20 protein-coding genes are annotated in these 21,803 nt (G+C 60.1%); 12 read left to right on the plus strand and 8 right to left on the minus strand.

Features of this window, described 5'->3' with window-relative positions; translation table 11 throughout:
* Nucleotides 1-5: 5 nt before the first annotated feature.
* Complete coding sequence (locus tag AC0TOF_RS11130) at nucleotides 6-2,744, minus strand: nitrate/nitrite transporter (protein ID WP_473768277.1); 2,739 nt, start codon at nucleotides 2,742-2,744, stop codon at nucleotides 6-8.
* A 238-nt stretch (nucleotides 2,745-2,982) separates the two neighbouring features.
* Here AC0TOF_RS11130 and AC0TOF_RS11135 point away from each other — a divergent pair, with 238 nt between their 5' ends.
* Both AC0TOF_RS11135 and AC0TOF_RS11140 read left to right on the plus strand, forming a co-directional pair.
* Nucleotides 2,983-3,702, plus strand: a complete 720-nt coding sequence (locus AC0TOF_RS11135; RefSeq protein ID WP_473768278.1) for a cyclic nucleotide-binding domain-containing protein — start codon at nucleotides 2,983-2,985, stop codon at nucleotides 3,700-3,702.
* Nucleotides 3,703-3,775: 73 nt separating this feature from the next.
* The gene (locus tag AC0TOF_RS11140; protein ID WP_473768279.1) at nucleotides 3,776-4,840 is read left to right on the plus strand and encodes an esterase-like activity of phytase family protein; all 1,065 of its coding nucleotides are present in this window, start codon (nucleotides 3,776-3,778) and stop codon (nucleotides 4,838-4,840) included.
* 16 nt (nucleotides 4,841-4,856) lie between these two features.
* On the opposite strand, the gene AC0TOF_RS11145 is transcribed toward AC0TOF_RS11140, so the two are convergent.
* Genes AC0TOF_RS11145 through AC0TOF_RS11165 form a run of 5 tightly spaced genes read right to left on the minus strand, consistent with a single transcriptional unit; the run spans nucleotide 4,857 to nucleotide 9,960 of the window.
* Nucleotides 4,857-5,786, minus strand: a complete 930-nt coding sequence (locus tag AC0TOF_RS11145; RefSeq protein ID WP_473768280.1) for a phosphatidate cytidylyltransferase — start codon at nucleotides 5,784-5,786, stop codon at nucleotides 4,857-4,859.
* Nucleotides 5,783-6,436 (minus strand): lysophospholipid acyltransferase family protein, encoded by a 654-nt coding sequence (locus AC0TOF_RS11150; RefSeq protein WP_121981106.1) that lies wholly within the window; start codon nucleotides 6,434-6,436, stop codon nucleotides 5,783-5,785. The genes AC0TOF_RS11145 and AC0TOF_RS11150 overlap by 4 nt, the downstream gene beginning before the upstream one ends.
* 1 nt (nucleotide 6,437) lies before the next feature.
* Nucleotides 6,438-6,869 carry a hypothetical protein gene (locus AC0TOF_RS11155; RefSeq protein WP_473768281.1) on the minus strand — a complete coding sequence of 144 codons (432 nt, stop codon included), beginning with the start codon at nucleotides 6,867-6,869 and terminating at the stop codon, nucleotides 6,438-6,440.
* Nucleotides 6,866-8,179: a phosphatase PAP2/dual specificity phosphatase family protein gene (locus AC0TOF_RS11160; RefSeq protein ID WP_473768282.1), complete on the minus strand. Its 1,314-nt coding sequence runs from the start codon at nucleotides 8,177-8,179 to the stop codon at nucleotides 6,866-6,868. Before AC0TOF_RS11160 ends, AC0TOF_RS11155 begins: the two co-directional genes overlap by 4 nt.
* A complete protein-coding gene (locus tag AC0TOF_RS11165; RefSeq protein WP_473768283.1) occupies nucleotides 8,176-9,960 on the minus strand; it encodes a bifunctional alpha/beta hydrolase/class I SAM-dependent methyltransferase in 1,785 nt (594 codons plus the stop codon). Before AC0TOF_RS11165 ends, AC0TOF_RS11160 begins: the two co-directional genes overlap by 4 nt.
* A 139-nt stretch (nucleotides 9,961-10,099) precedes the next feature.
* On the opposite strand from AC0TOF_RS11165, the gene AC0TOF_RS11170 reads away from it, so the two are divergent.
* Entirely contained in the window at nucleotides 10,100-10,705 is a 606-nt protein-coding gene (locus tag AC0TOF_RS11170) for a CDP-alcohol phosphatidyltransferase family protein (protein WP_473768284.1), read from the plus strand.
* Between the two features lie 83 nt (nucleotides 10,706-10,788).
* Nucleotides 10,789-11,103, plus strand: a complete 315-nt coding sequence (locus AC0TOF_RS11175; protein ID WP_473768285.1) for a hypothetical protein — start codon at nucleotides 10,789-10,791, stop codon at nucleotides 11,101-11,103.
* Here the strand turns inward: AC0TOF_RS11175 and AC0TOF_RS11180 are convergent.
* Nucleotides 11,100-12,011 (minus strand): LysR family transcriptional regulator, encoded by a 912-nt coding sequence (locus AC0TOF_RS11180; protein ID WP_473768307.1) that lies wholly within the window; start codon nucleotides 12,009-12,011, stop codon nucleotides 11,100-11,102. The genes AC0TOF_RS11175 and AC0TOF_RS11180 overlap by 4 nt on opposite strands.
* A gap of 124 nt (nucleotides 12,012-12,135) precedes the next feature.
* Between AC0TOF_RS11180 and AC0TOF_RS11185 the strand changes: the two genes are divergently transcribed.
* From AC0TOF_RS11185 to AC0TOF_RS11200, 4 genes are all read left to right on the plus strand, one after another.
* Complete coding sequence (locus AC0TOF_RS11185) at nucleotides 12,136-12,963, plus strand: alpha/beta hydrolase (protein WP_122001189.1); 828 nt, start codon at nucleotides 12,136-12,138, stop codon at nucleotides 12,961-12,963.
* A gap of 131 nt (nucleotides 12,964-13,094) precedes the next feature.
* On the plus strand, nucleotides 13,095-14,285 hold the full coding sequence (locus tag AC0TOF_RS11190; protein WP_473768286.1) for an efflux RND transporter periplasmic adaptor subunit: 1,191 nt from the start codon (nucleotides 13,095-13,097) through the stop codon (nucleotides 14,283-14,285).
* A 118-nt stretch (nucleotides 14,286-14,403) separates the two neighbouring features.
* Nucleotides 14,404-17,589, plus strand: a complete 3,186-nt coding sequence (locus AC0TOF_RS11195) for an efflux RND transporter permease subunit (RefSeq protein WP_473768287.1) — start codon at nucleotides 14,404-14,406, stop codon at nucleotides 17,587-17,589.
* A 144-nt stretch (nucleotides 17,590-17,733) separates the two neighbouring features.
* Nucleotides 17,734-18,111, plus strand: coding sequence for a hypothetical protein (locus tag AC0TOF_RS11200; RefSeq protein WP_473768288.1), 378 nt, complete (start codon nucleotides 17,734-17,736; stop codon nucleotides 18,109-18,111).
* An 11-nt stretch (nucleotides 18,112-18,122) separates the two neighbouring features.
* On the opposite strand, the gene AC0TOF_RS11205 is transcribed toward AC0TOF_RS11200, so the two are convergent.
* Nucleotides 18,123-18,347 (minus strand): hypothetical protein, encoded by a 225-nt coding sequence (locus AC0TOF_RS11205; RefSeq protein ID WP_473768289.1) that lies wholly within the window; start codon nucleotides 18,345-18,347, stop codon nucleotides 18,123-18,125.
* Between AC0TOF_RS11205 and AC0TOF_RS11210 the strand changes: the two genes are divergently transcribed.
* From AC0TOF_RS11210 to AC0TOF_RS11225, 4 genes are all read left to right on the plus strand, one after another.
* Complete coding sequence (locus AC0TOF_RS11210) at nucleotides 18,346-18,510, plus strand: hypothetical protein (protein WP_473768290.1); 165 nt, start codon at nucleotides 18,346-18,348, stop codon at nucleotides 18,508-18,510. The genes AC0TOF_RS11205 and AC0TOF_RS11210 overlap by 2 nt on opposite strands.
* 716 nt (nucleotides 18,511-19,226) lie before the next feature.
* Nucleotides 19,227-19,754 carry a putative pterin-binding protein gene (locus AC0TOF_RS11215; RefSeq protein WP_473768291.1) on the plus strand — a complete coding sequence of 176 codons (528 nt, stop codon included), beginning with the start codon at nucleotides 19,227-19,229 and terminating at the stop codon, nucleotides 19,752-19,754.
* The gene (locus AC0TOF_RS11220) at nucleotides 19,751-21,142 is read left to right on the plus strand and encodes a sensor histidine kinase (protein ID WP_473768292.1); all 1,392 of its coding nucleotides are present in this window, start codon (nucleotides 19,751-19,753) and stop codon (nucleotides 21,140-21,142) included. The genes AC0TOF_RS11215 and AC0TOF_RS11220 overlap by 4 nt, the downstream gene beginning before the upstream one ends.
* Nucleotides 21,129-21,779 (plus strand): response regulator, encoded by a 651-nt coding sequence (locus AC0TOF_RS11225; protein ID WP_473768293.1) that lies wholly within the window; start codon nucleotides 21,129-21,131, stop codon nucleotides 21,777-21,779. Before AC0TOF_RS11220 ends, AC0TOF_RS11225 begins: the two co-directional genes overlap by 14 nt.
* Nucleotides 21,780-21,803: the final 24 nt, after the last annotated feature.

The raw sequence follows: 21,803 nt of genomic DNA on the forward strand, positions 1-21,803 counted from the left end.
GTTCGTTAGGCAGCAGCAGCTGCTGGCTTGCTGCGATGCTCCACGTCGTAGAGCAGCCCGCCTTTTCGGGTGTAGACGCCCCAGGTGATGACGAGGCATGTCACGTAGAAGATCAGGAAGGCCCACAATGCTGCTTCCGGCCCGCCGGTCATGCTGATCGAGGTGCCGTAGCCCTTCGGGATGAAGAAGGCGCCGAAGGCAGCAATGGCCGAGGTGAAGCCGGTGATGGCCGCGGATTCCTTGTCCGCTTCGTGGCGGCGTTCTTCCGGGGTGGCATTGGGCATCAGCCGCACCATTTCCTTCGACATGATCGCCGGGATCATCTGGAAGGTGGAGGCATTGCCGATACCGGTTGCGAAGAACAGCAGCACGAAGGAAGCGAAGAAGCCCCAGAACGCATTCGGCTGATCCTTGATGCCGACGAAGTAGAGCACGCCCGCCACGCCCACCATCATCAGCACGAATGCCCAGATGGTGACGCGCCCGCCGCCATACTTGTCCGCCAGCCAGCCCGAACCCGACCGCGACAGCGCGCCGACCAAAGGCCCGAGGAAGGCGAATTGAAGCGCATTCACTTGCGGGAACAGGATGTTGGTCAGAAGCGGGAAGCCAGCCGAATAGCCGATGAACGAACCGAAGGTTCCCGTATAGAGCCAGCACATGATCCAGTTGTGCCTGCGGCGGAAAATGACGGCCTGATCGGCAAACGAAGCCTTGGCCGATGCGATATCGTTCATGCCGAACCAGTTGGCGAAAGCCGTGACGACGATGAACGGTACGAAGACGAACCCGGCATTTTGCAGCCACAGCGGTGCGCTGCCCGCTTCGGTTGCGACCATGGCCGGATCGCCGCCAAGCTTGCCGAAGATACCGGCGGTAATGACCAGCGGCACCACGAACTGCACGACGCTGACGCCGAGATTGCCGAGGCCCGCATTGAGCGCTGCCGCATTGCCCTTCTCGTGCTTGGGGAAGAAGAACGAGATGTTGGACATGGAGGAGGCGAAGTTGCCGCCACCGAAGCCGCAGCAAAGCGCGAGCAGAAGGAAGATGAAGTAAGGCGTATCCGGGTTCTGCACCGCATAGCCGATACCGATAGCCGGGATGACCAGCGACCAGGTGGTGAGCGTCGTCCACAGGCGGCCGCCGAAGATCGGCACCATGAAGGAATAGAAGATGCGGAAGGTCGCGCCCGAAATGCCGGGGAGCGCTGCCAGCCAGAAAAGCTGGTCGGTCGTGAACTGGTAGCCCACCAGCGGCAGCTTAGCCACCACCACGGACCAGACCTGCCAGATGGCGAAGGACAAAAGAAGCGCGGGGATCGAAAGCCACAGGTTGCGCTTGGCGATCTTGCGTCCCTTCTGTTCCCAGAAAGCCGGGTCGTCCGGACGCCAGTCGGTGAGGACGGAATCGCCCTTTGCCGGCTTGATTTCAGCCTTCTTCAACCCCTGCAATTCGGCAAAGGCCGGAAGTTCGCCGAAAGCCTTGCCTTGCGCGGCGCGCTCCATCTGGCGGATCGAGACATGCATCCACACGAAAGATACCGCGACGATGACGAAGAGCAGCATGAAGCAGCTTGTCCACAGGCCCGTCTGGTCGAGGATCACGCCGAACAGGATCGGCAGGATGAAGCCGCCGAGACCGCCGATCATGCCGACCAGACCGCCGACCGAGCCGACATTGCCCGGATAATAGACCGGAATATGCTTGAAGACCGCAGCCTTGCCCAAGGCCATGAAGAAGCCGAGGATGAAGACGGTGACGGTGAAGCCGATCACGCCCATTTCGGCATGGAAGGCCAGCGGGCCGTTATCGCTCTGGATGACATAATCCGTCGGCGGATAAGACAGCACGAAGGTTGCGACCAGCGACACGGCGAAGGTCCAGTACATGACCCGGCGCGCGCCATAGACATCCGAAAGATGCCCGCCATAGGCGCGAAACAAGCTGGCCGGGACGGAGAAGAACGCCGCGATGATGCCTGCGAGACGAATATCGACGCCGTAGACATGGATCAGATATTGCGGCAGCCACAGCGCGAGAGCCACGAAAGCGCCGAACACGAAGAAATAGTAAAGCGAGAAACGCCAGACCTGCACGTTCTTCAGCGGTTCCAGCTCCATCAGCGTGCTGGCGGGCTTTTCACCCTTGCGACGGCGCTCGACCAGAACCGGGTCGTCGCTCGTGGTGAAATAGAAGATCAACGCCATGACGACCATCGCAGCCGCCCAGACTTCGGCAACCGCGTGCCAGCCGAAGGCGACCATGACCATCGGCGCGAAGAATTTCGTCACTGCCGAGCCGACATTGCCCGCGCCGAAAATGCCGAGCGCGACGCCCTGCTTTTCAGGCGGATACCAGCGCGACACATAGGCGACGCCGACCGAGAACGACCCGCCAGCCACGCCGACGCCAAGCGCTGCAACCAGCATCTGCGGATAGGTGGTGGCGTAGGTCAGCAACCAGGTGGCAACCGCCGAAACCAGCATTGTGAGCGTGAAGATGGCGCGGCCGCCATAACGGTCCGCCCAGATGCCGAGGATGACGCGGATCAGCGACCCGGTCAGGATGGGCGTGCCGACCAGCAGGCCGAACTGCGTTTCGCTCAAGCCCAGCTCGGACCGAATTTCAATGCCGATGATTGCGAAGATGGTCCAGACCGCGAAACAAACTGTAAAAGCGGTCGTACTCATCGCTAGCGCCGTTGTCTGCGCCCTGGGATTTTCCCCTGCGACATGTTGCATAGGCGTACTCCGAATTGAATACCATTGGGAGGTTTCGTATGCACTTATGCGTCGACTGTTGGATGAATACATTGATTAAGATCAATATCTCTGGACTATTCAAGTTGAATTCTAGTTTCTCGCGATTTAAGGGAAATAATAGACCAAGTTAGGCGCAAGTATTGATTAATGCATATTGCCTAATTGACATTTATCAATTATGTTAACGGGCTATAACTTGACCCTAAAGTGAGGATTGATGCGGAAAGAAGAAATCGACGCGCTGAGAAATTTGCCGCTTTTCACGGACATGGCGGATGCCACGTTCGAGCGGCTGGTGCGTCCGAGCTTCGTGCAGTCTTTTCCGCCGCGCACGACCCTGATCCGGGAAGACGAGCCTGCGGACTTCCTGTTCGCGATCCTCGACGGGCTTGTGCTGATGTCGGCCAAATCGGACGATGGCGAGACCGCGCTGGAGATATTGCGCGCCGACGATATCTTCATTCTCGCAGCCGTGCTCAATGACGATGTGTGCCTGCAAACCGCGCAGACGCTCACGCCCACCCGCGTGCTGATGGTGCCCTCCAGCCTGGTGCGCGACCTGATGAGCGAGGATGTTGGCTTCATGCGCGCCATCGTTTTTGAAACCGCGCGCGCCTATCGCCGCCTGGTCAAGGAACTGAAGACGCAGAAGCTGCGCAGCAGCGTGCAGCGCCTCGCCAACTGGATCGTCAAGGAATCGCTTCTGAACGACGGCGCCGATGTGGTGATGATCCCTTATGAAAAACGCACGCTTGCTGCCTATCTCGGCATGACGCCGGAAAACCTGTCGCGCAATTTCGCGACGCTCGCCTCGCATGGCGTCACGGTGCAGGCCTCCGCGATCAAGATCACCAACAAGAACAAGCTGCTGCAATTTGCAGCCCCCTCCCACCTGATCGACAGGCAGGAACCGGCGCGCAGTTTCGACAAGATCTGAGATTGGCGGCCTTCATCTTCCTGTCAAACAGAACGACTATCCGGTGACTTTCTCCATCGAACGGGCCTCCGCCATGAAAGCACCTTTTATCGTCCTGTTTCTCGCTCTTGCAACCAGCGCCGTTGCGCAGGAATTGCCCAAGCCCGAACTGATCGGCGCTTTCACGCTGCCCACCGGCCTGAAAATCGGCGGCGTCGAGTTCGGCGGTATTTCCGGCCTCGACTACGATCCGCGTGAAGACGTCTATTACGCCATATCCGACGACCGTTCGGAAAATGCGCCTGCGCGCTTTTACAAGCTCAGGCTCGCAATTGACGCTTCCGGCGTGCAAAGCCTCGACATCGTGGAAACAATCACGCTTCTGGACAAAGCCGGCAAACCATTTGCGCTGAAGGGTGTGGACCCGGAAAGCATACGCTTCAACGCAGCCACCGGCACCATCTACTGGTCAAGCGAAGGCGACAGGAACGGCAGACCGTTTGTCGGCGAAGCAAAAACCGATGGCAGCTTCATCCGCGAATTTGCCTTGCCGGAAGCCTACATTCCCGACGAGGGCAAGACACGCGGCATCCGCAACAATCTTTCCTTTGAAAGCCTGACCATCACGCCGGACGGCAAGACGCTTCTTGCGGGCACGGAAAACGCGCTGATACAGGATGGAGACAAGGCGACGCTCGACCAAGGCAGCCGCTCGCGCATCATCGCCTTCGATCTCGCATCGGGCAATGTCACGGCGGAATATGCTTATGATACCGACCCGATCTTCACCAAGGCGACTGAGCCGCCCTTCTGGAACGATAACGGCATGTCGGAATTCGTTTCCGATGGAAACGATCTTCTCACCGTCGAACGCTCCTTCGCCATGGGTGTGGGCAACAGGATCACGCTTTACCGCGCCTCCTTCGATGGCGCCAGCGATGTGAAGGGCGTGCCGTCGCTTGCCGGCCAGCCGGTAACGCCGCTCGGCAAGAAACTTCTTCTCCGGCTCAACGAAGGCGATTTCGGCCTCGACATCGACAATATCGAGGCCGTCACCTTCGGGCCAATGGTTGACGGCAAGAGGACGCTCATCCTCGCCTCGGACAACAATTTCAGTCCCGGACAGGTTTCGCAGTTCATCGCCCTGAAGCTGCCCTGACAAATAGTGACCGCACTCAGGTCCAGAAATAGCGCACGATGTGGAAGAAGACCGGGGCCGAGAAGACAAGGCTGTCGGCCCGGTCGAGCATGCCGCCATGCCCTTCGATCATGTGGCCCCAGTCCTTCACGCCGCGATCACGCTTGATGGCGGAGGCGACAAGCCCGCCGAAGAAGCCCATGATGCAGGATGTTGCGGCAAGCGCGCCCGCCTGAAGCGGCGAAAACGGCGTCAGCCAGGCAAGCCCTGCCCCCAGAAGCGAGGCGCTGGCGACCCCGCCGACAAAGCCTTCCCAGGTCTTGGACGGCGATATGGCGGGCGCGATGCGATGTTTGCCGAACAGCTTGCCGAAAATATATTGCAGCACATCGCTGCCCTGCACGGTGGCCACCAGAAAGGCGATCAAAAGCAGCTTCTTGCCGTCAAAACCGGGAATATCCAGCGTCATCAGCGCGGGTACATGGCTGATGCAATAGACCGACAGCATGATGCCCCATTGCTGCTCGCTGATGCGCTCCAGAAAGCGCGACGTGTCGCCCGAAAGCGCCGTCAGCACCGGCATGGCGAGGAAGCAATAGACCGGGACAAAGATGGAATAGAGCCCGTACCAGTCGATCCAGATCAGGTAATACTGCACCGGGATAACCAGCAGGAACATGCCCAGCAGCACGCGGTGGTCGGCGCGCCGCGTCTGCGTCAGCGTCGCATATTCGCGCAAGGCGGCAAACGAGATCAGCGCGAACAGCACGATCACCCCGCCCTTGCCGAACAGAAAGGCAATGCACATGGCGCCGACCATGATCCACCATGCCTTGATGCGGGCATTGAGATTGACCAGCGTGGAGGAAAGCGGCTTCGGCGCGCGCCATGAAAGAACACCGGCAACGGCGCTTGCCGTTGTCAGAACGCCCATGAGGCCAAGGAACAGTCGGGTTGTTTCGCTCATGGTTGTTTACCGTTGCGGGGCTGAATATCGAGAAGGCTCTGGCGGGCGCGGGCGAGGAATTCCTTGCGGTCCTCGCCTTCGCGAAGCTGGACCGGCGCGCCAAAGATGACGCGGCACAGAAGCGGCACCGGCAGCATCGCGCCCTTGGGCAGCACGCGCGACATGTTTTCGATCCAGCACGGCACCAGTTCCACATCGGGGCGCGCCAGCGCCAGATTGTAGATGCCGGAGCGAAAGCGCAGCAGCGCCTCGTCGGTCATGTTGCGCGTGCCTTCCGGGAAGATGATGAGCGAATGGCCATCGGCCAGCGCCTTCAGCATCACTTCCATCGGGTCCTGCGTGCGTTCCACCCAGTTGCGCTCGACAAGCACGGTGCGCAGCAGAACTTCCGCCATGAACTGGCGCACGCGGTTGCCCCGCCAGTAATCCGCCCCGGCGACGGCACGGGTGCGGGCGCGCTCTTCCTGATCGAGACAGGAGGAAAGCAGGATGAAATCGCCATGGCTTGTGTGATTGGCAAAATAGATGCGCTGATTGCGCGACGGTCCGGTGCCGCTCCAGATGGGCCGCACGCCGGTAATCCCGCGCGACAGGATGGCCAGAAACGAACCGAAAATCGATTGCACCTGATGGCGGATCAGTTCCCGCATGTCAGAGCCCCCACCCCAATGGCTGACCTGATGGCACTGCGGCCAGCAGAATGAAAAGCACGATCCCAACCCCCATGAAGAAGCGCAGCCGCCCCACGATGCGCCGCGAACCCTCAATCCTTGCCGCAAGCGGACGCACCGGCCCCTCGGTGGAACGAAGGCCCATGCGCTCCAGAATTTGGTCGACCCCGCCCAGTCCCGTTTCACCGGAAGCGGCAATCAGGCGGAAAAGCGCTGCATCGAATAACAGATGCGCGGCGATACCGAGCACGATCAACACAGTGGCGAGCAGCAGCGGCCAGATCAGCCAGAAAGCCAGATCGTGCACCGGGCGCAGGAAAGGTGCGACCGCAAGGAGAACAATCGCGAGGGCAATGCCAAGAAAGGCGTTGCGGCGCAGCATAATCGCCGTCGAGGTTGCAGGCATATTCATGCCGCCTCCCCCGTCAGATGCAGATGGACCGGCCAGCCTTTGGCGCGGACCAGCGCTTCCGCTTCCTGCGCATTGGCGGCGCGTCCGGTGGAAACAAGCCACGCAACCGCAACCGTCGCGCTGCGCTGGAAGCCAAGCGCGCAGCAGATGAGAACCGGGCCGTGATGGCGAGCCGCTTCGACGGCATCGGCGGCCAGTTGCACTTTTTCGGATGACGGCGCGATCAGGTCCAGCGTGGCAAAACTTTTCCATTCCACGGCGTGCGGCGGCGACACCATTTCAGCGGCCAGATCGATGATTGCGGCAAAGGATGAGAGTTCCGCCGCTTTTGGAAACCGCCCGAGAAACACCCCATCGGCAAGCGCGACATGCGGCGGCAGCTTGCGCGTCCAGAACCGCACATTCAGCCGGGCAAAAAGCCTGTAAGGCCATAGCAGCCAGCGGCTTGCGAGACTGACCGATCCATCCGTCTGCTTCTGGAAAATGGCCGCACCGGCACCAAAATAACCGAGCGCCACAATGGCAAGCGCGGTTGCAGGCCAGAGCCAGAAAATCGCATAGCCGGTGATGGTCAGGCCATGGATGGCGAGCGCCAGAAACAGGATCGCGCCCGCCAGATAGCAAAGCCCGATCCTTCTGGCTTTGGGGTCCGATATAAACGGAAACCCAGCCAGCGGCGAAGGGCCGTTGCGCGGAAAAAGCCACAGGGCAAACAGGCCGAGCAAGCTGCCAGCCGGAATATCGACCGCATGGTGTTGATAGGTGGTCAGCACCGACAGGCCGATCAGCAGGCACCAGACATGCCAGACCACGCGCATGGCATCACCCATCACGCGGCGCATCTGGTCCCAGATGATGATCAGCAGCGCGATATGCAGCGAAGGCGCCTGATTGAAAGGCTTGTCGAAGCCGCCAAGCACATCGAACATGAAGCCCGGAATGCCCGCCGTTGCCGGTTTCACGAAGGTCGCCGTCAGCGGAAAGGCGACGAAGCAGAGAACGGCGATGATCTGTGCTGTCAGATAACGCTTCGCCAGCCGGTCGACCTGTTCCGGACTGTCATTGACGAACAGCGCAATCGCGTAAAACAGGTTGACCGACCAATAGGGTACGATGCTCCACGCGATGAACGGAACCCGGCTTTCCCACGCGAAGGCAAGGTTCGGCACATGGCTTTGCTGCGATGCGAGCCAGTTGGCCGTACCGTAGGTCAGGTAGAAAAAGGGAGCGAGAAACAGAAGCCAAAGGATGGCGCGACGGGCCACGGGCCGCCGCGAATATCCCTCGCGTTCCGTCAGATCCACTGTCACGCTTCGCCGTCTCCAACGCGCTCCGCAATCGAGACGGTGAAAATGCCCCACTGGTCGATGCGCTGCTCGATCTTGCGATAGCCTGCCTTCTCGACAAGCTGGTCCATTTCTCCCTGCGTGCGGCGGCGCATCACCCATGCCTCGCCGCCGCGATGCGAGGTCAGCGCCCGCGCGATCATTTCAAGCTGCGGATGCCAGGGCTGGTTGGTGTAGATCAGCAATGAGCCGGGTTTCTGCACGCGGGCAAGCCCCGACAGCGAACGATTGATCAACGCATTGTCGGGGAAAAGCTCGTAAAGACCGGACACGATGGCGAGGTCCGGCTGCGGCGTGATCGCGGCAAGGCTTTCCTCGTTGAAAGCGTCGCCCTCTTCCATATGGGCGATGGCTTCCAGCCCGCGCTCCTTGATGAGCTTGTTGCCCGCCAGCACATTGATCGGCGAATAATCGCGCAAATGAATGCTGTCCGGCAAGTCGCCTGCACGCACCACCGCATCGATGACATAGCGGCCATGGCCGCAGGCAATGTCGAGGATATTGGTCGAGCGGCTTTCGCTTTCGAGCCGCCTGATGGCGTGCCTGATCAGTTCTTCCAGATGCACCTTGCGCTGGCGGATGCCGCGCCAGCCGATCGCTTCCAGAAACTGCCTGTCGATGAGCTTGCCGCCCGGTCCAATGCCGCGCGCTTCATTCTCATAGACATAATCAAGCGTCGAACCGGAATCGAAGCCGGTGCGCTTGCCGATTTTCAGCCCTTCTGAAAACAGTGCGCCGAAGCCTATCGACGCGCGTGTCGACGCCCAGTAAAGCCCCCGTGCCGTCAGAAGCGACAGCGGGGTCGACAGCCGGTCCGCCTCGTCGCGCGTGTAGCCTGCGATATGCGCTTCCGTCAGGTCGGCGCGCTGCGGCTTTTCAGCAAAACGCGCCTCGATGAAATCATGGATGCGCTCGATGGCCGGCTTGCGGTCCCGCTCGCCCAGCGTGTCGTGGTAGAAGCCTTTCAGCACATGCCGCTCCTTGATGCGGCTGCCGAGGTTTTCGAAGAAGCGATGTTGCGGCGCGGGGCGCACGACAAAATCGCTGCCGGAGATGAGCAATTGCGTCGGGACGGTAATCGCCCGCGCATCGTCCACCACGCGCTTTGCCGCCTCGTAGAGTTGCAGCAATATATGCGACGCGATGGGCCGCGTGATCAGCGGATCGGTGCGATAGGATTCGATGCGCTCCGGATCGTGGGTCAGGAATTGCGGCTTGACGTAGGAATTGACGTAGAACGTACCCTTCAGCTTCTGCCAGAACGCAATGCCTTCCTTGGCGAACGGCACATAGAGCTTGATGTCGAAGGCAGGCGAAGCCAGCACCAGCGCGCGAATGTTCGGCGCATAATCATGCACCCAGGCAGCCGCCAGCACCGCGCCGACGCTTTGCGCGATGATGGCCACGTCCTCGATGGCGGCACCGGTTTCCTGCCGGATATGGGTGACGAAACAATCGAGATCGCGGATCGACGCGCCGAAGGATGGCGAGAAGCCGCGCACGCCCGGCGACTGGCCGTGGCCGCGCGCATCCCAGGCATAGAAGGCGTAGTCGTCGAGCCCCAGCTCATCGACGAGGTGCGCGACGCGCCCGCTATGCTCATGCCCGCGATGCAGCAGCACGATCACGCCTTTCGGCTTGCCGGAGAGCGACGGCCAGAAACGGTAGAACAGCGACGTGCCGTCATGGGTGACGAACCGGCTTTCCTGCGCCACGCGATGCGGTTTGACTGCGTGCTCGTTCATGCCATCCCCTCTCGGCTGCTTCCCCAAGGGCCATAGCCCCCAATTTCTATTGAGTGAAACAAAATGTTTGCATAAACGAGCTGGCGCGAACCGCAAATAGCTGTTCAATACTTATTCTTCGTTTCCCAAGAGATTCTTGATGTCGGTTTATCAACTCAAGTCGCGTTTCCAGAATTTACTGAGGCCAGTTGTCGTGCGACTTGCCGCAGGCGGTGTAACGGCCAATCAGGTTACAGTCGCCGCCACGCTCGTCTCCATCATACTTGGCGCTTTTCTGGCATGGAGCGGAAGCGCGGCATGGTTCGCGCTCGTCCCTGCCTGGCTGTTCCTGCGCATGGCGCTCAATGCCATCGACGGAATGCTGGCGCGCGAACACGGACAGAAATCGACCCTCGGCGCCTATCTCAACGAGATCGGCGACGTGGTTTCCGACGCGGCGCTGTACGCGCCTTTCGCATTGGTAGCGCCGTTCAGCGGCCCATGGATTTTCGCGGTCATTTTCCTCGCTACCCTGACGGAATTTGCGGGGCTTGCCGGAGCAACCGTGGGTGCAAGCCGCCGCTATGACGGCCCGATGGGCAAGAGCGACCGCGCGGTCGTCTTCGGCGTGCTTGGCGCATGGATCGCCATCGACGGCGCATTGCCGGACTGGATGTTCTGGCTGCAACCGCTCCTTTGCCTGTTACTCGCCGCAACCACGGTCAAGCGCATCGCCAACGGCATAAGCGAGGCAAGGAACCGTTAAAACGGGCTTCCGGTACTGGTATTGACGCAATTGGGGCCTATGTTGGTTCCCATTCAATTCCAGCTCAATCGGAGGCCATGCCAATGAAGAAAGCTAAGATTGCTGCTCTCGCCGGGGTCTTGTTCGCATATTCGTCCGCGCCCGGCCCGGTGCTTGCCGCCAGCGATGGCAGTTCCAGTCAGCGGGCGAAGGAAGTCACCGCTGTCGTCAACGCCGTCGCGCAGAAAATGCCCGACCAGCCGATCAATACGGTGATGTATATCCGCTCCAACAATTTCGAGGTTCTGGCTGGCGACTGCACGGTGCGCGCGCATATCGTCTCTTCCGGCCACAAGGCGAAAAGCACCTCTCCCGAAAAGATCAAGGTGCGGCTCAACAAGCGGCGCTGCGCGCGTTAATTCCCATTGAGCTGTGACTTGGCAACAGTCTTGACCACCCAGTCGGCGAAGACGCGCAGACGGTTGCTGAGGTGCCGGTTGGGCGGATAGACCAGATAGATCGGCATCGGCTCGATCTCCCATTCCTGCAGGACAGGGCGCAGCGTGCCGTTGGCGATGTCGTCCCTCACCATGAACAAGGGCGCCTGCACCACGCCAAGCCCGGCCCGCGCGGCGGCAAGATAGGTGGTCGATTCATTCGCCGCCACCACATAGCGCCCGTTGACCTCGATCTCCTCCGTCCCCTTCCTGAAGCGGAACGGCATCTGCTGGCCGGTCGATGGCCGGAAATAGCCGACCACCGTGCAGTCCCGACCAAGATCGGAGGGGTGCAGCGGCGTGGAACAACGGTCAAGATATTCAGCGGAAGCACATGCAATGGAATGCATGTCGCCGATACGCCGGGCAATCAGCGACTGGTCGGCAAGCTCGCCGACGCGGATCGCGCAATCGACGTTTTCCGCCACATAGTCGACAGGCCGGTCGGATACGCCGAGATCGATCTGGATATCGGGATAACGCTGGTGGAACTCCATCAGGGCCGGAATGATGATGAGATTGGCGATCGCGCCCGCCATTTCAACGCGCAGACGGCCTTTGGGCAGGGTCTGCGCGCTCGACAGGCTGCCGTCGAGTTCTTCCAGATCGGCCAGCAATCGCGCTGCGCGCTCATAGTAAAGTGCGCCGTCCGGTGTTACGAGAACCCGACGGGTGGTCCGATTGAGGAGTTTTGTGCGCAAATGGGTCTCCAATCCCTGAATGAGATTGCTGACCGTCGCCTTGGGCATGTTGAGCGAAGCGGAGGCGCGGGTGAAGTTGCCGGTTTCGACAACCCTGAGAAATGCGCGCATGGCCGAAAGCTGGTCCATTTGAAAAACTGCCATTGTTCGAGATTCTGAATAGTGTAACCACTTAGAGGGGACTATTCCAGATGGGAGACAATGATAATATTCCAACATAGCGGTTTGCCGCTATACGTGAAGGCCAACAAAGATGTGCGAGAAGTTCAGCGTAGAGACAATTCTGGTTAACGGAAAGGCCGATGACTGCGGCTGCACGGCCCGCGTTTATCGCGGTGCAGAATTGCTTTCTCCGCCGCCTGTGGTGCTGCATCTCCACGGCGGGGCTTTTTCCGCCAATTGCGTTGGCGCCTGCGAGCGCGTTGCCGAAACACTTGCCGAGGCGGGTGCGGTGGTCGTGTCGCCGGAATATTCGGCAGCCTGTCTCAACCCGTTCCCGGCGGCGCTTGAGATCGTCTACTCCATCCTGACTTCGATGCGCGCGCGTTGCCCGGAGTTTGCGCACAAGAAGTCGATGCTGTTCGTCGCTGGTGAAGAGGCGGGCGGCAATATTGCTGCGGGTTTGGCGCTCATGGCGCGAGATCAGAATCTGACGGACCTCAAAGGTCAGATATTGCTTTCGCCCATGCTCGACCCCTGCCTCGCCACGGCGTCTTTCCGCAAATATTGCCCGGAAAGCGCGGTCCAGACGATGGCGGATGGCTGGCAGCACTATCTGGGCCAGTGCGGCGGGTTCACGCATCCCTACGCCGCGCCCGGTCTTTGTACCCGTCTGGGCGGCCTGGTTCCGACCTTGCTCGTTTCCAGCGCCCAATGTCCGATGCGCGATGAAACGCAGGCCTATGCCGAGCGTCTTCGCGAAGCGGGCGTGAAGGTCCAGTCCCATGTCCTTCCGGGGAAAGCGGGCTGGATACCCGAAAACAAGGTGGCCGGCAGCGACTGGTCGCCACAGGAACACAAACTTATCGACCTGTTTTCCGATTTCTTCCGGCAGGCAGGAGCAAAGCCAATCGCAGCATGAAGCATGTCTCCCAGAAGCGGGAACCGGTTTTGAGAGACATGCTTGAAAAACAATCAGATTGAAGTCCTCCCAAGCTTTGACCTGATGCCCCATTGAAGCCGGCTTCCCCTACCGGTTTAGGAGATACAACGATGACATCGATCACAGCCCGCCGGGCCCTATGGGGCGCCGGCCTGAGTATCCTATTGTCTGCAGCTGGCGGCGGCGCCATTCTCTTCGGCGTGCCGCACCTCACGGCCGATGCTGCAACCGATATTTCCGCTCCCCCGCCTGCCGTTCCTGTTTCCGTCGCCAAGGCGGAATCGCGCCGCATCGCGACCTGGGAAGAATTTTCAGGCCGTTTGGAAGCAATCGACCGCGTTGAAATTCGCCCGCGCGTCGGCGGCGCCATCCAGAAAGCCCATTTCCGCGAGGGCGCGCTGGTGAAACAGGGCGACCTGCTCGTCACCATCGATCCCGAACCCTATGCGGCGGCGGTCGAAAAGGCGAAGGCGCTGGTTTCCGCCGAAGAGGCGCGCGTTGCGCTGGCGAAGGCAGAACTGGAACGCGGACGCCAGCTCGTCACCACCCGCACCATCGCCCAAAGCGGCCTCGACCAGCGCTCCAGCGCCTTTGACGAGGCACAGGCAAGCCTGCGTTCGGCCAAGGCCGCGTTGCAAACAGCCGAGCTTGACCTGCGATATACGGAAGTGCGCGCACCGATTTCCGGTCGCGTCGGGCGGCTGGAAGTAACGGCGGGCAATCTCGTCGCCGCAAGTTCCGCCTCGCCGGTGCTGACCACGCTTGTCTCGGTCGACCCGATCTATGCAAGCTTCAGCGCCAATGAGGAAGTCGTCACCAGGGCGCTTGCCAAGCTCGCCGCCTCGCCCGGCGGCAGCGCCATCGAGCGCATTCCGGTCCAGATCGGCACCGCTTCCGATGACGGCACCCCGATTTCCGGCCATATCCAGCTCATCAACAATGAGGTGGATGCCACGACCGGCACGATCCGGGTTCGCGCCGCGATCGACAATCCGGATGGCAGGCTCATTCCGGGCCAGTTTGTCCGCATTCGTTTCGGCGAACCGGAACCGGATGAAAAGCTGGTGGTGAGCGACCGGGCCATTGCTTCCGATCAGGACAAGAAATTCGTCTTCGTGGTCGGGGCCGATAACAAGGTCGAATACCGGCAGGTGGTTCTGGGACGCAATTATGACGGCCTGCGCATCATCGAAAGCGGGTTGAAGCCCGGCGAGAATATCGTCGTGAACGGCCTGCAGCGCATTCGTCCGGGCGTGGTCGTCGCACCGCAACCCGTCACCGAAACGCTTGCCAAAAACTGAATTAAAACGGCGCGCCTGAGCGCGCTAACCGCAAATGCTCAGCCTCAGCAACCCGCGAAAACGCATGTTTTCGCGGGCCGGGAGAGTTTTTGCCTTCCCGCTTAAGGGGGATAAACAGATGAACTTCTCACGCTTTTTCGTCGACCGGCCGGTCTTCGCTGGCGTTCTGTCGGTCCTGATCTTCGTTGCCGGTCTGATCGGCATGACAGGTCTGCCGATCTCGGAATATCCAGAAGTCGTGCCACCGCAGATCGTGGTGCGCGCGCAATATCCGGGCGCCAACCCTGCCGTCATTTCCGAAACCGTCGCCACGCCGCTTGAAGAACAGATCAACGGCGTCGAGGGCATGCTTTACATGCAAAGCCAGGCGACCGCCGATGGGGTCATGACGCTGACCGTCACCTTCGCGCTCGGCACCGATCCCGATCAGGCCCAGCAGCTGGTGCAGAACCGTATTTCGCAGGCCGAACCGCGCCTGCCGGAAGAGGTGCGCACGCTGGGCGTCACGACCGCCAAAAGCTCGCCCGACCTGACCCTCGTCGTCCATATCATCTCGCCCGATGGCCGCTATGACGTGAATTATCTGCGCAACTATGCCGTTCTCAACGTCAAGGACCGCATCGCCCGTATTCCGGGCGTCGGACAGGTGCAGATATTCGGCGGCGGCGATTATTCGATGCGCGTCTGGATCGACCCGCAAAAGGCCGCCGAGCGCGGACTTTCCGCAAGCGACATCGCCAATGCCATCCGCCAGCAGAATGTTCAGGCCGCTGCCGGTGTCATCGGCGCATCGCCGTCGGTTTCGGGTCTCGACCTGCAACTTTCCGTCAATGCGCAAGGCCGTCTCCAGTCGCCGGAAGAATTCGCCAATATCGTCGTAAAATCCGGCAATCAGGGCGAAATCACCCGGCTGGGTGATGTGGCGCGTGTTGAGATGGGCGCTGCCGATTATTCGCTGCGCTCGCTGCTCGACAACAAGCTGGCGGTCGGCATGGGCGTGTTCCAGTCGCCCGGTTCCAATGCGCTGGAAATTTCCGAAAATGTCCATGCGGCCATGGCCGACCTGAAGAAGACCATGCCGGAAGGCGTGGATTTCGACATCGTCTATGACACGACCGGGTTTGTGAAGGCCTCCATCGAGTCGGTCATCCATACCCTGCTCGAAGCCATCGTGCTGGTGGTGATCGTCGTCATCATGTTCCTGCAGACATGGCGCGCTTCCATCATTCCGCTGGTTGCCGTTCCGGTTTCCATCGTCGGCACATTCGCGGTCATGTATGTGTTCGGCTTCTCCATCAACGCGCTCAGCCTCTTCGGCCTCGTGCTCGCCATCGGCATCGTGGTCGATGACGCCATCGTGGTGGTGGAAAATGTCGAACGCAACATCGAGCAGGGGCTGTCACCGGTCGAGGCCACCTATCGCGCCATGCAGGAAGTTTCCGGGCCGATCATCGCCATTGCGCTGGTGCTGGTCGCGGTCTTCGTGCCGCTTGCCTTCATCACCGGCCTGACCGGCCAGTTCTATCGCCAGTTCGCGCTCACCATCGCGATCTCGACGGTGATCTCGGCCTTCAACTCGCTGACGCTTTCGCCCGCTCTGGCGGCCCTGCTGCTGCGCGGCCACGATGCGCCGAAGGATCGGCTCACCCGCGCCATGGACAAGCTGTTCGGCTGGTTCTTCCGTGGCTTCAACCGCTTCTTCGGTGCGAGCTCGGAAGCCTATGGGCGCGGCGTCGGCGGCATTCTCTCGCGCAAGTCGCTGGTGATGGGCCTCTATGTCGTGCTGCTTGGCGCCACCTTCGTCCTGTTCCGCGCGGTGCCCGGCGGCTTCGTTCCGGCGCAGGACAAGCAATATCTGATCGGTTTCGCGCAATTGCCGGATGCGGCAACGCTCGACCGTTCGGAAGATGTGATCCGCCGCATGAGCGACATTGCCCTCAAGCATCCGGGCGTAGCCAATGCCATCGCCTTCCCCGGCCTGTCGATCAACGGGTTCACCAACTCGTCGAACTCCGGCATCGTCTTCGTGACGCTGAAGCCGTTCGAGGAGCGCAAGACCCCGGAACTGTCGGCCAATGCGATCACCATGGAACTGAACCAGCAATACGGCGCCATTCAGGATGCCTTCATCGCCATGTTCCCGCCGCCGCCCGTTCAGGGTCTCGGCACGACCGGCGGCTTCAAGCTTCAGCTTGAGGATCGCAACGGGCTTGGCTTCAAGGCGCTGGACGATGCAACCAAGGCGTTTCTCGCCAAGGCCTATCAGACGCCGGAACTGGCCGGTCTCTATTCGAGCTACCAGATCAATGTGCCGCAGCTTTATGCCGATCTTGATCGCACGAAGGCGCGTCAGCTTGGCGTGGCGGTGACTGACGTGTTCGAAACCCTGCAAATCTATCTGGGTTCGCTTTATGTCAACGACTTCAATGCCTTCGGGCGGACCTACAGCGTGCGCATTCAGGCCGATGCGGATTACCGCAGCCATGCCGAGGATATCGGCAAGCTGAAGGTTCGCTCGCAGTCGGGCGAGATGATCCCGCTGTCGGCTCTCCTGAAAGTGGAGCAGACCGTGGGTGCCGAACGCGCCATCCGCTATAACGGCTTCCTTTCCGCCGATATCAACGGCAACCCGGCCCCCGGCTTCTCGTCCGGCCAGGCACAGGCCGCCATTGAACGGATCGCCGAGGAAACCTTGCCTCCGGGCATCGCCTATGAGTGGACCGACCTGACCTACCAGCAGATCCTGGCTGGCAATTCAGGCTTCCTCGTCTTCCCGCTGGCGCTGTTGCTCGTCTATCTGGTGCTGGCCGCGCAATATGAAAGCCTTGCCCTGCCGCTGTCGATCATCATGATCGTGCCGATGGGGATCATGGCGGCACTCACCGGCGTCTGGCTGACCGGAGGCGACAACAACGTCTTCACCCAGATCGGCTTGATCGTCCTTGTGGGGCTATCGGCGAAGAACGCGATCCTGATCGTGGAATTCGCCCGCGAGCTGGAACTTTCGGGAAGAGGCGTCGTGCAGGCGGCGGTCGAGGCAAGCCGGTTGCGTCTGCGCCCGATCCTGATGACCTCGATGGCCTTCATCATGGGCGTGGTGCCGCTGGTGGTGTCCACGGGTGCTGGTGCGGAAATGCGCTCGGCCATGGGCATCGCGGTCTTTGCAGGCATGATCGGCGTGACGGCCTTCGGCATCTTCATGACGCCGGTGTTCTATGTGCTGATCCGCAAGCTTTCCGGCGAGCGCCCGCTGAAACATGCAGGCGCCAAGATCGAGGCCCCGCATCTGGCGCCGGGGGAATAACCCGGCGTCTCCTTCCATCACCTTCTGCAGAGGGGCCGGAGCAATCCGGCCCTTTTCTTTGTGGACTTGTCTTTTGCGGTCGCGATATCGCCCGAATCGGTTTCTTAAGAGGAGGCTTTGTCCGCTGCATGAAGGAGAAGATCGTTGCAGAAGTCCGGTTTGCTTGCCCTCGTCCTCGCTGTCACTGCCCTGACAGCATGTTCCGAAACGACGCCCGGTCCTTCGGCAAGCGCCACCCCCGCCAAGCCGCTCGTCGATCCGACCCCCATCACCGGCAACTGGTGCAGCCCCGACGGACAGCGATTCGCCATTTCCGGCGAGCGTTTCGACAGCCGCGACAGCCAGTGCTCGGTCACGCGGATGAACAATTACGAAGGCACCTTTACCGTGTCGATGTCCTGCGCCGCCAATGGCCAGCAGTCGAAGGAAAACATCACCATTTCACCCGTCGGACAGACGCTGCATATCTCGTTCCTGTCGATGGGCGGCAAGCGGGCGGTGGTGAGCCGCTGCGCCTCCTGAGCGGTCCGAAATCACATCAAGGCAAAATCGTGATCTGGCGCGAAAATCGCGCCAGTTGCTTTTTTGCGCGGCAAATCGTTCCGTTTTTGCGCCAAAATCTGTGGCGAACACCCGTCAAATTCATGGCAAAAATGTGGCAAAGGCTTTTTTTTCGGATGATGTGATGCGACAGAAGTTTCCCGCTCTGCTAAACTCGCCGCTGCAATGCCATACCCACAATATAGGGAGACAGACATGAAAGTCGTATTCGTGACTACCGCTGTCCTCGCTCTGTCGGTAGCTTTCTCGGTTACAGGCGCGATGGCAGACTGCACCTATCATAATGCTCAATCTTCCACGAAGATCGAGAAGCCGCAAACCACTGCAAGCATCCAGACAACGGCTCCGGAACAGAAATAAACTGCCGGAAAAGCTGGAAACTGACCCCTATCCTGCTTCGTGACGATCGCGCCCAGACGCCGGTCGTCACTTTTTTCTGAAAGGAATACAGGCAAAAAAAAAGCGCGCCCTCCAGATTGAAGGACGCGAAAGAGGTGCAAGCTCGCTCTGTTCGAGGAACCTGAACGGCAGGTTCTAGGCTCGACCAGATGCCTGTCGGCCATTCTGTCCTGGAAGCGACCAGAGTGCGGGACCGGTTTTTATTCGTAGCTCGAAACGCTTCGCTTCGAGAGTAACCGTTATCGCCGCTGCCGCGCTGTCCGGACTGGTTTGGCTGCCTATCGACCCCGACTCCCCGCGGTCGATAAGCAGCCCCCGCCCAATTTTTGCGTCAGCCTCCTAAGCCCAACAGGCCGACGGCTATTTAGTGAACGCTCCAGTAGCGAAAAACAATTCCCCTATTCAGGGGGGTATGAAACAAAGAAGAACCAGCCTCCATGTCCCGCAATGACTTTCAGCAGCCGGTAGAGTTTGAAAGACTTTATGAAACCATTTGATATTTATTTGAAATTAGACCAGACTTTTTCGGTGATATGTGCGAATTGACGCTTTTGAAGGGAAATTTCGCCCGCCAAAATCAGGAGATTCTTGAAATTGCGCGCGCCCTCCCTTTAAAGCTTCGGTACATTCGCATTCTTTCGTTTCTGGAGATACCCCACGTGTCATGCGCAAACTGGATGTTCGCTCTCCGGCGTCTTCTGGCGCTCCCGGCACTGATTGCGCTTTTCGCCATCTGCCAAACTTCTCCTTTTGCAGGGGCGGCTGAAGTCCCGTCGTCCGCGACGACGACCATTACGCTGACCGTCATCGGCCCGAACGGAACAACCCGCGTGCTGACAAGCGACGACTTCACGCAACTGCCGCAGAACAGGTTGCAGACGAACACCGCCTGGACCGAGGGCCCGCAGAATTTCGACGGCGTGCTGCTGCGCGACGTGCTGGCAACGGTCGGCGTCGACGGGAAAGACGCCGCAGACCGTTCGATCACCATTCTTGCGATCAACGACTACAGTATCAGCATTCCGCTGCAGGACGCCTACAGGTACAATGTCCTTGTCGCGCACAAGATGAACGGCAGGGAGCTGAGCCTGCGCGACAAGGGACCATACTGGATCGTCTATCCGCGCGACCAGCATCAGGAGCTGAACGATTCGCGCTATGATCACCGCTGGGCGTGGCAGTTGAAGCAGATCGAGGTGAAATGAGAATCAAGCGAGGCTACATTCTCTCCGGCCTGGTCATGGCAGGGTTTGCAGCGCTGCTCGCTTATGCATTCATTCAGCTTTTCGAAATCCAGAAATCGCTTGCAACCTATACCGGCGAGAACATGGTCTGGGCCATCACCAAGACGGAACGCGACGCCAGCCGCCTGGCCGAAACGGCGCTGACATTTCCCGCAGGCAGCACGAACACAGGTGATCTCTCGCTCCGCCTCGACGTTCTCTACAGCCGTTTCGCGCTTCTGGCCGATGGCCCGCAGAAGAAATATTTCGAAGGCATTCCGGGCGCTGCCGACACCATCCGGCGCAATGCAGACCGGCTTCCCGAAATCGAGGCGATGATCAAGGCCGGGCCGGAACAATTCAACCCCGCCGCCATCTACGAAGCGCTGGTTCCCATGCGCGATGAGCTGACCAAGGTTGCCAATGATGCAACCATTGTGGAGCAGGACCGCGGCGGCGCGCACCGCGACCAGCAATTGCAGTCAATCTACCTGATCATGTTCGCGGTGCTGGGCATCATGGCGACAGGCGCCATTCTGTCCTGGCAGCTTTTGTCCAACATGCGCAGGGCCGAGCGCGCCCACAAGGCCTTGCAGGAATACAAGCAGCAACTGGAACAGACCGTCGCCGACCGCACCGCCGCCCTGCGCGAGGCGCTGGAAAGCGAGCGCAAGGCCAAGGAGCTTTACAAAAGCTTCATCACCACGGTTTCACACCAGTTCCGCACGCCGGTATCGATCATCGACATCATCGCCCAGCGCTTCATCCGCCGCGCCGACGAGTTCACGCCCGAAATCATCATCGACAAGGCCAAGCGGATGCGGAATGCCAGCCGCCGCCTGATCCTGCTTCTGGAGAGCACCGCCAATGCGGAACGCCTCGACGAGAACGGGTTTCAGATCAACCGGCAGCCGGTCGACTTCTCCGAACTGGTGCGTAACACCTGCACCTATCATCAGGAGCTGCATCCCGAGCTGGAACTGGTGACGGACATCAAGGACAGCGAGACTTTCTGTTATTGCGACGGCATTCTGGTCGAGCAGATTCTGGTCAACCTGCTTGGCAATGCCACCAAATATTCGCCCGCCGGCAAGCCCATCGAAGTGACCACGGAAGAAGACGAGAACGGCTTCCGCTGCATCGTCCGCGACCATGGCATCGGCATACCGGCGGAGGAAGCGGATCGCGTTTTCACGCGTTTTTTCCGCGCCAGCAACGCATCGCACATGGCGGGAACCGGCCTTGGCCTCAGCCTGTCACGCGCGCTGGCCGAATTGCACGGCGGTACGCTTGTCTTCACTTCGGTTGAAGGACAAGGTACGGTATTCATTCTGTCTCTACCAAAGGTGGCCCCGCATGCGACTGCCTGAAACTCCTCCCACGCCCACCGTCCTCTGCATCGAGGACGAGGCGCATATTCTTGAAGAACTGATCGATGAGCTGAGCACTTCGGGCTTCAACGCCATTGGCGCCGCCAATGCAGGTGAAGCGCTGCGCGTGCTGGAGCGGACGACGCCCGACATCATCATCTGCGATATATTGATGCCCGGCACCAACGGCCTGCAATTTCTGGAACAAATCCGCGGCTCCCGGCCCGACCTTGCCGGAACGCCATTCCTGTTCCTGACCGCCCTTGCCGACCGCAGCCACGAGCTGACCGGCAGAGAGGCCGGCGCCGACGACTATCTCACGAAACCAATCGATTTCGACGTCCTGATCCTCACGATTCGCGCCAGGCTCAATCTGGTGGCGCGCGTAAAGGCCATATCCACTCCTTCCGCTGCGGCGGAACCGAATGGAGACTTCATCCATCTTTCGCGGCGGGAAACCGAAGTGCTGAAGGAGATCGGCACCGGCCAACGCAATGGCGAAATCGCCCGCAAACTTGGACTATCGGAACATACAGTCAGCGATTATGTGAAGGCGATCTACCAGAAGCTCAGCGTGTCATCGCGCGCTGAAGCAACCCGCGAAGCCATCCGGCGCGGACTGGTCGACATGAGATAGGCAGGCGAATTCAACCGGTTTTTT

This window comes from Ochrobactrum sp. PL_is501, from assembly GCF_055816895.1.

What these genes read in the sequence shown, in the direction of transcription:
- AC0TOF_RS11175 (WP_473768285.1), top strand. Translation starts at nt 10,789, where the DNA reads ATGAAGAAAGCTAAGATTGCTGCTCTCGCCGGGGTCTTGTTCGCATAT.
- AC0TOF_RS11195 (WP_473768287.1), top strand. Translation starts at nt 14,404, where the DNA reads ATGAACTTCTCACGCTTTTTCGTCGACCGGCCGGTCTTCGCTGGCGTT.
- AC0TOF_RS11190 (WP_473768286.1), top strand. Translation starts at nt 13,095, where the DNA reads ATGACATCGATCACAGCCCGCCGGGCCCTATGGGGCGCCGGCCTGAGT.
- AC0TOF_RS11180 (WP_473768307.1), bottom strand. Translation starts at nt 12,011, where the DNA reads ATGGACCAGCTTTCGGCCATGCGCGCATTTCTCAGGGTTGTCGAAACC.
- AC0TOF_RS11170 (WP_473768284.1), top strand. Translation starts at nt 10,100, where the DNA reads ATGTCGGTTTATCAACTCAAGTCGCGTTTCCAGAATTTACTGAGGCCA.
- AC0TOF_RS11220 (WP_473768292.1), top strand. Translation starts at nt 19,751, where the DNA reads ATGAGAATCAAGCGAGGCTACATTCTCTCCGGCCTGGTCATGGCAGGG.
- AC0TOF_RS11215 (WP_473768291.1), top strand. Translation starts at nt 19,227, where the DNA reads ATGTTCGCTCTCCGGCGTCTTCTGGCGCTCCCGGCACTGATTGCGCTT.
- AC0TOF_RS11155 (WP_473768281.1), bottom strand. Translation starts at nt 6,869, where the DNA reads ATGAATATGCCTGCAACCTCGACGGCGATTATGCTGCGCCGCAACGCC.
- AC0TOF_RS11225 (WP_473768293.1), top strand. Translation starts at nt 21,129, where the DNA reads ATGCGACTGCCTGAAACTCCTCCCACGCCCACCGTCCTCTGCATCGAG.
- AC0TOF_RS11185 (WP_122001189.1), top strand. Translation starts at nt 12,136, where the DNA reads ATGTGCGAGAAGTTCAGCGTAGAGACAATTCTGGTTAACGGAAAGGCC.
- AC0TOF_RS11165 (WP_473768283.1), bottom strand. Translation starts at nt 9,960, where the DNA reads ATGAACGAGCACGCAGTCAAACCGCATCGCGTGGCGCAGGAAAGCCGG.
- AC0TOF_RS11145 (WP_473768280.1), bottom strand. Translation starts at nt 5,786, where the DNA reads ATGAGCGAAACAACCCGACTGTTCCTTGGCCTCATGGGCGTTCTGACA.
- AC0TOF_RS11135 (WP_473768278.1), top strand. Translation starts at nt 2,983, where the DNA reads ATGCGGAAAGAAGAAATCGACGCGCTGAGAAATTTGCCGCTTTTCACG.
- AC0TOF_RS11205 (WP_473768289.1), bottom strand. Translation starts at nt 18,347, where the DNA reads ATGTCTGTCTCCCTATATTGTGGGTATGGCATTGCAGCGGCGAGTTTA.
- AC0TOF_RS11130 (WP_473768277.1), bottom strand. Translation starts at nt 2,744, where the DNA reads ATGCAACATGTCGCAGGGGAAAATCCCAGGGCGCAGACAACGGCGCTA.
- AC0TOF_RS11210 (WP_473768290.1), top strand. Translation starts at nt 18,346, where the DNA reads ATGAAAGTCGTATTCGTGACTACCGCTGTCCTCGCTCTGTCGGTAGCT.
- AC0TOF_RS11150 (WP_121981106.1), bottom strand. Translation starts at nt 6,436, where the DNA reads ATGCGGGAACTGATCCGCCATCAGGTGCAATCGATTTTCGGTTCGTTT.
- AC0TOF_RS11140 (WP_473768279.1), top strand. Translation starts at nt 3,776, where the DNA reads ATGAAAGCACCTTTTATCGTCCTGTTTCTCGCTCTTGCAACCAGCGCC.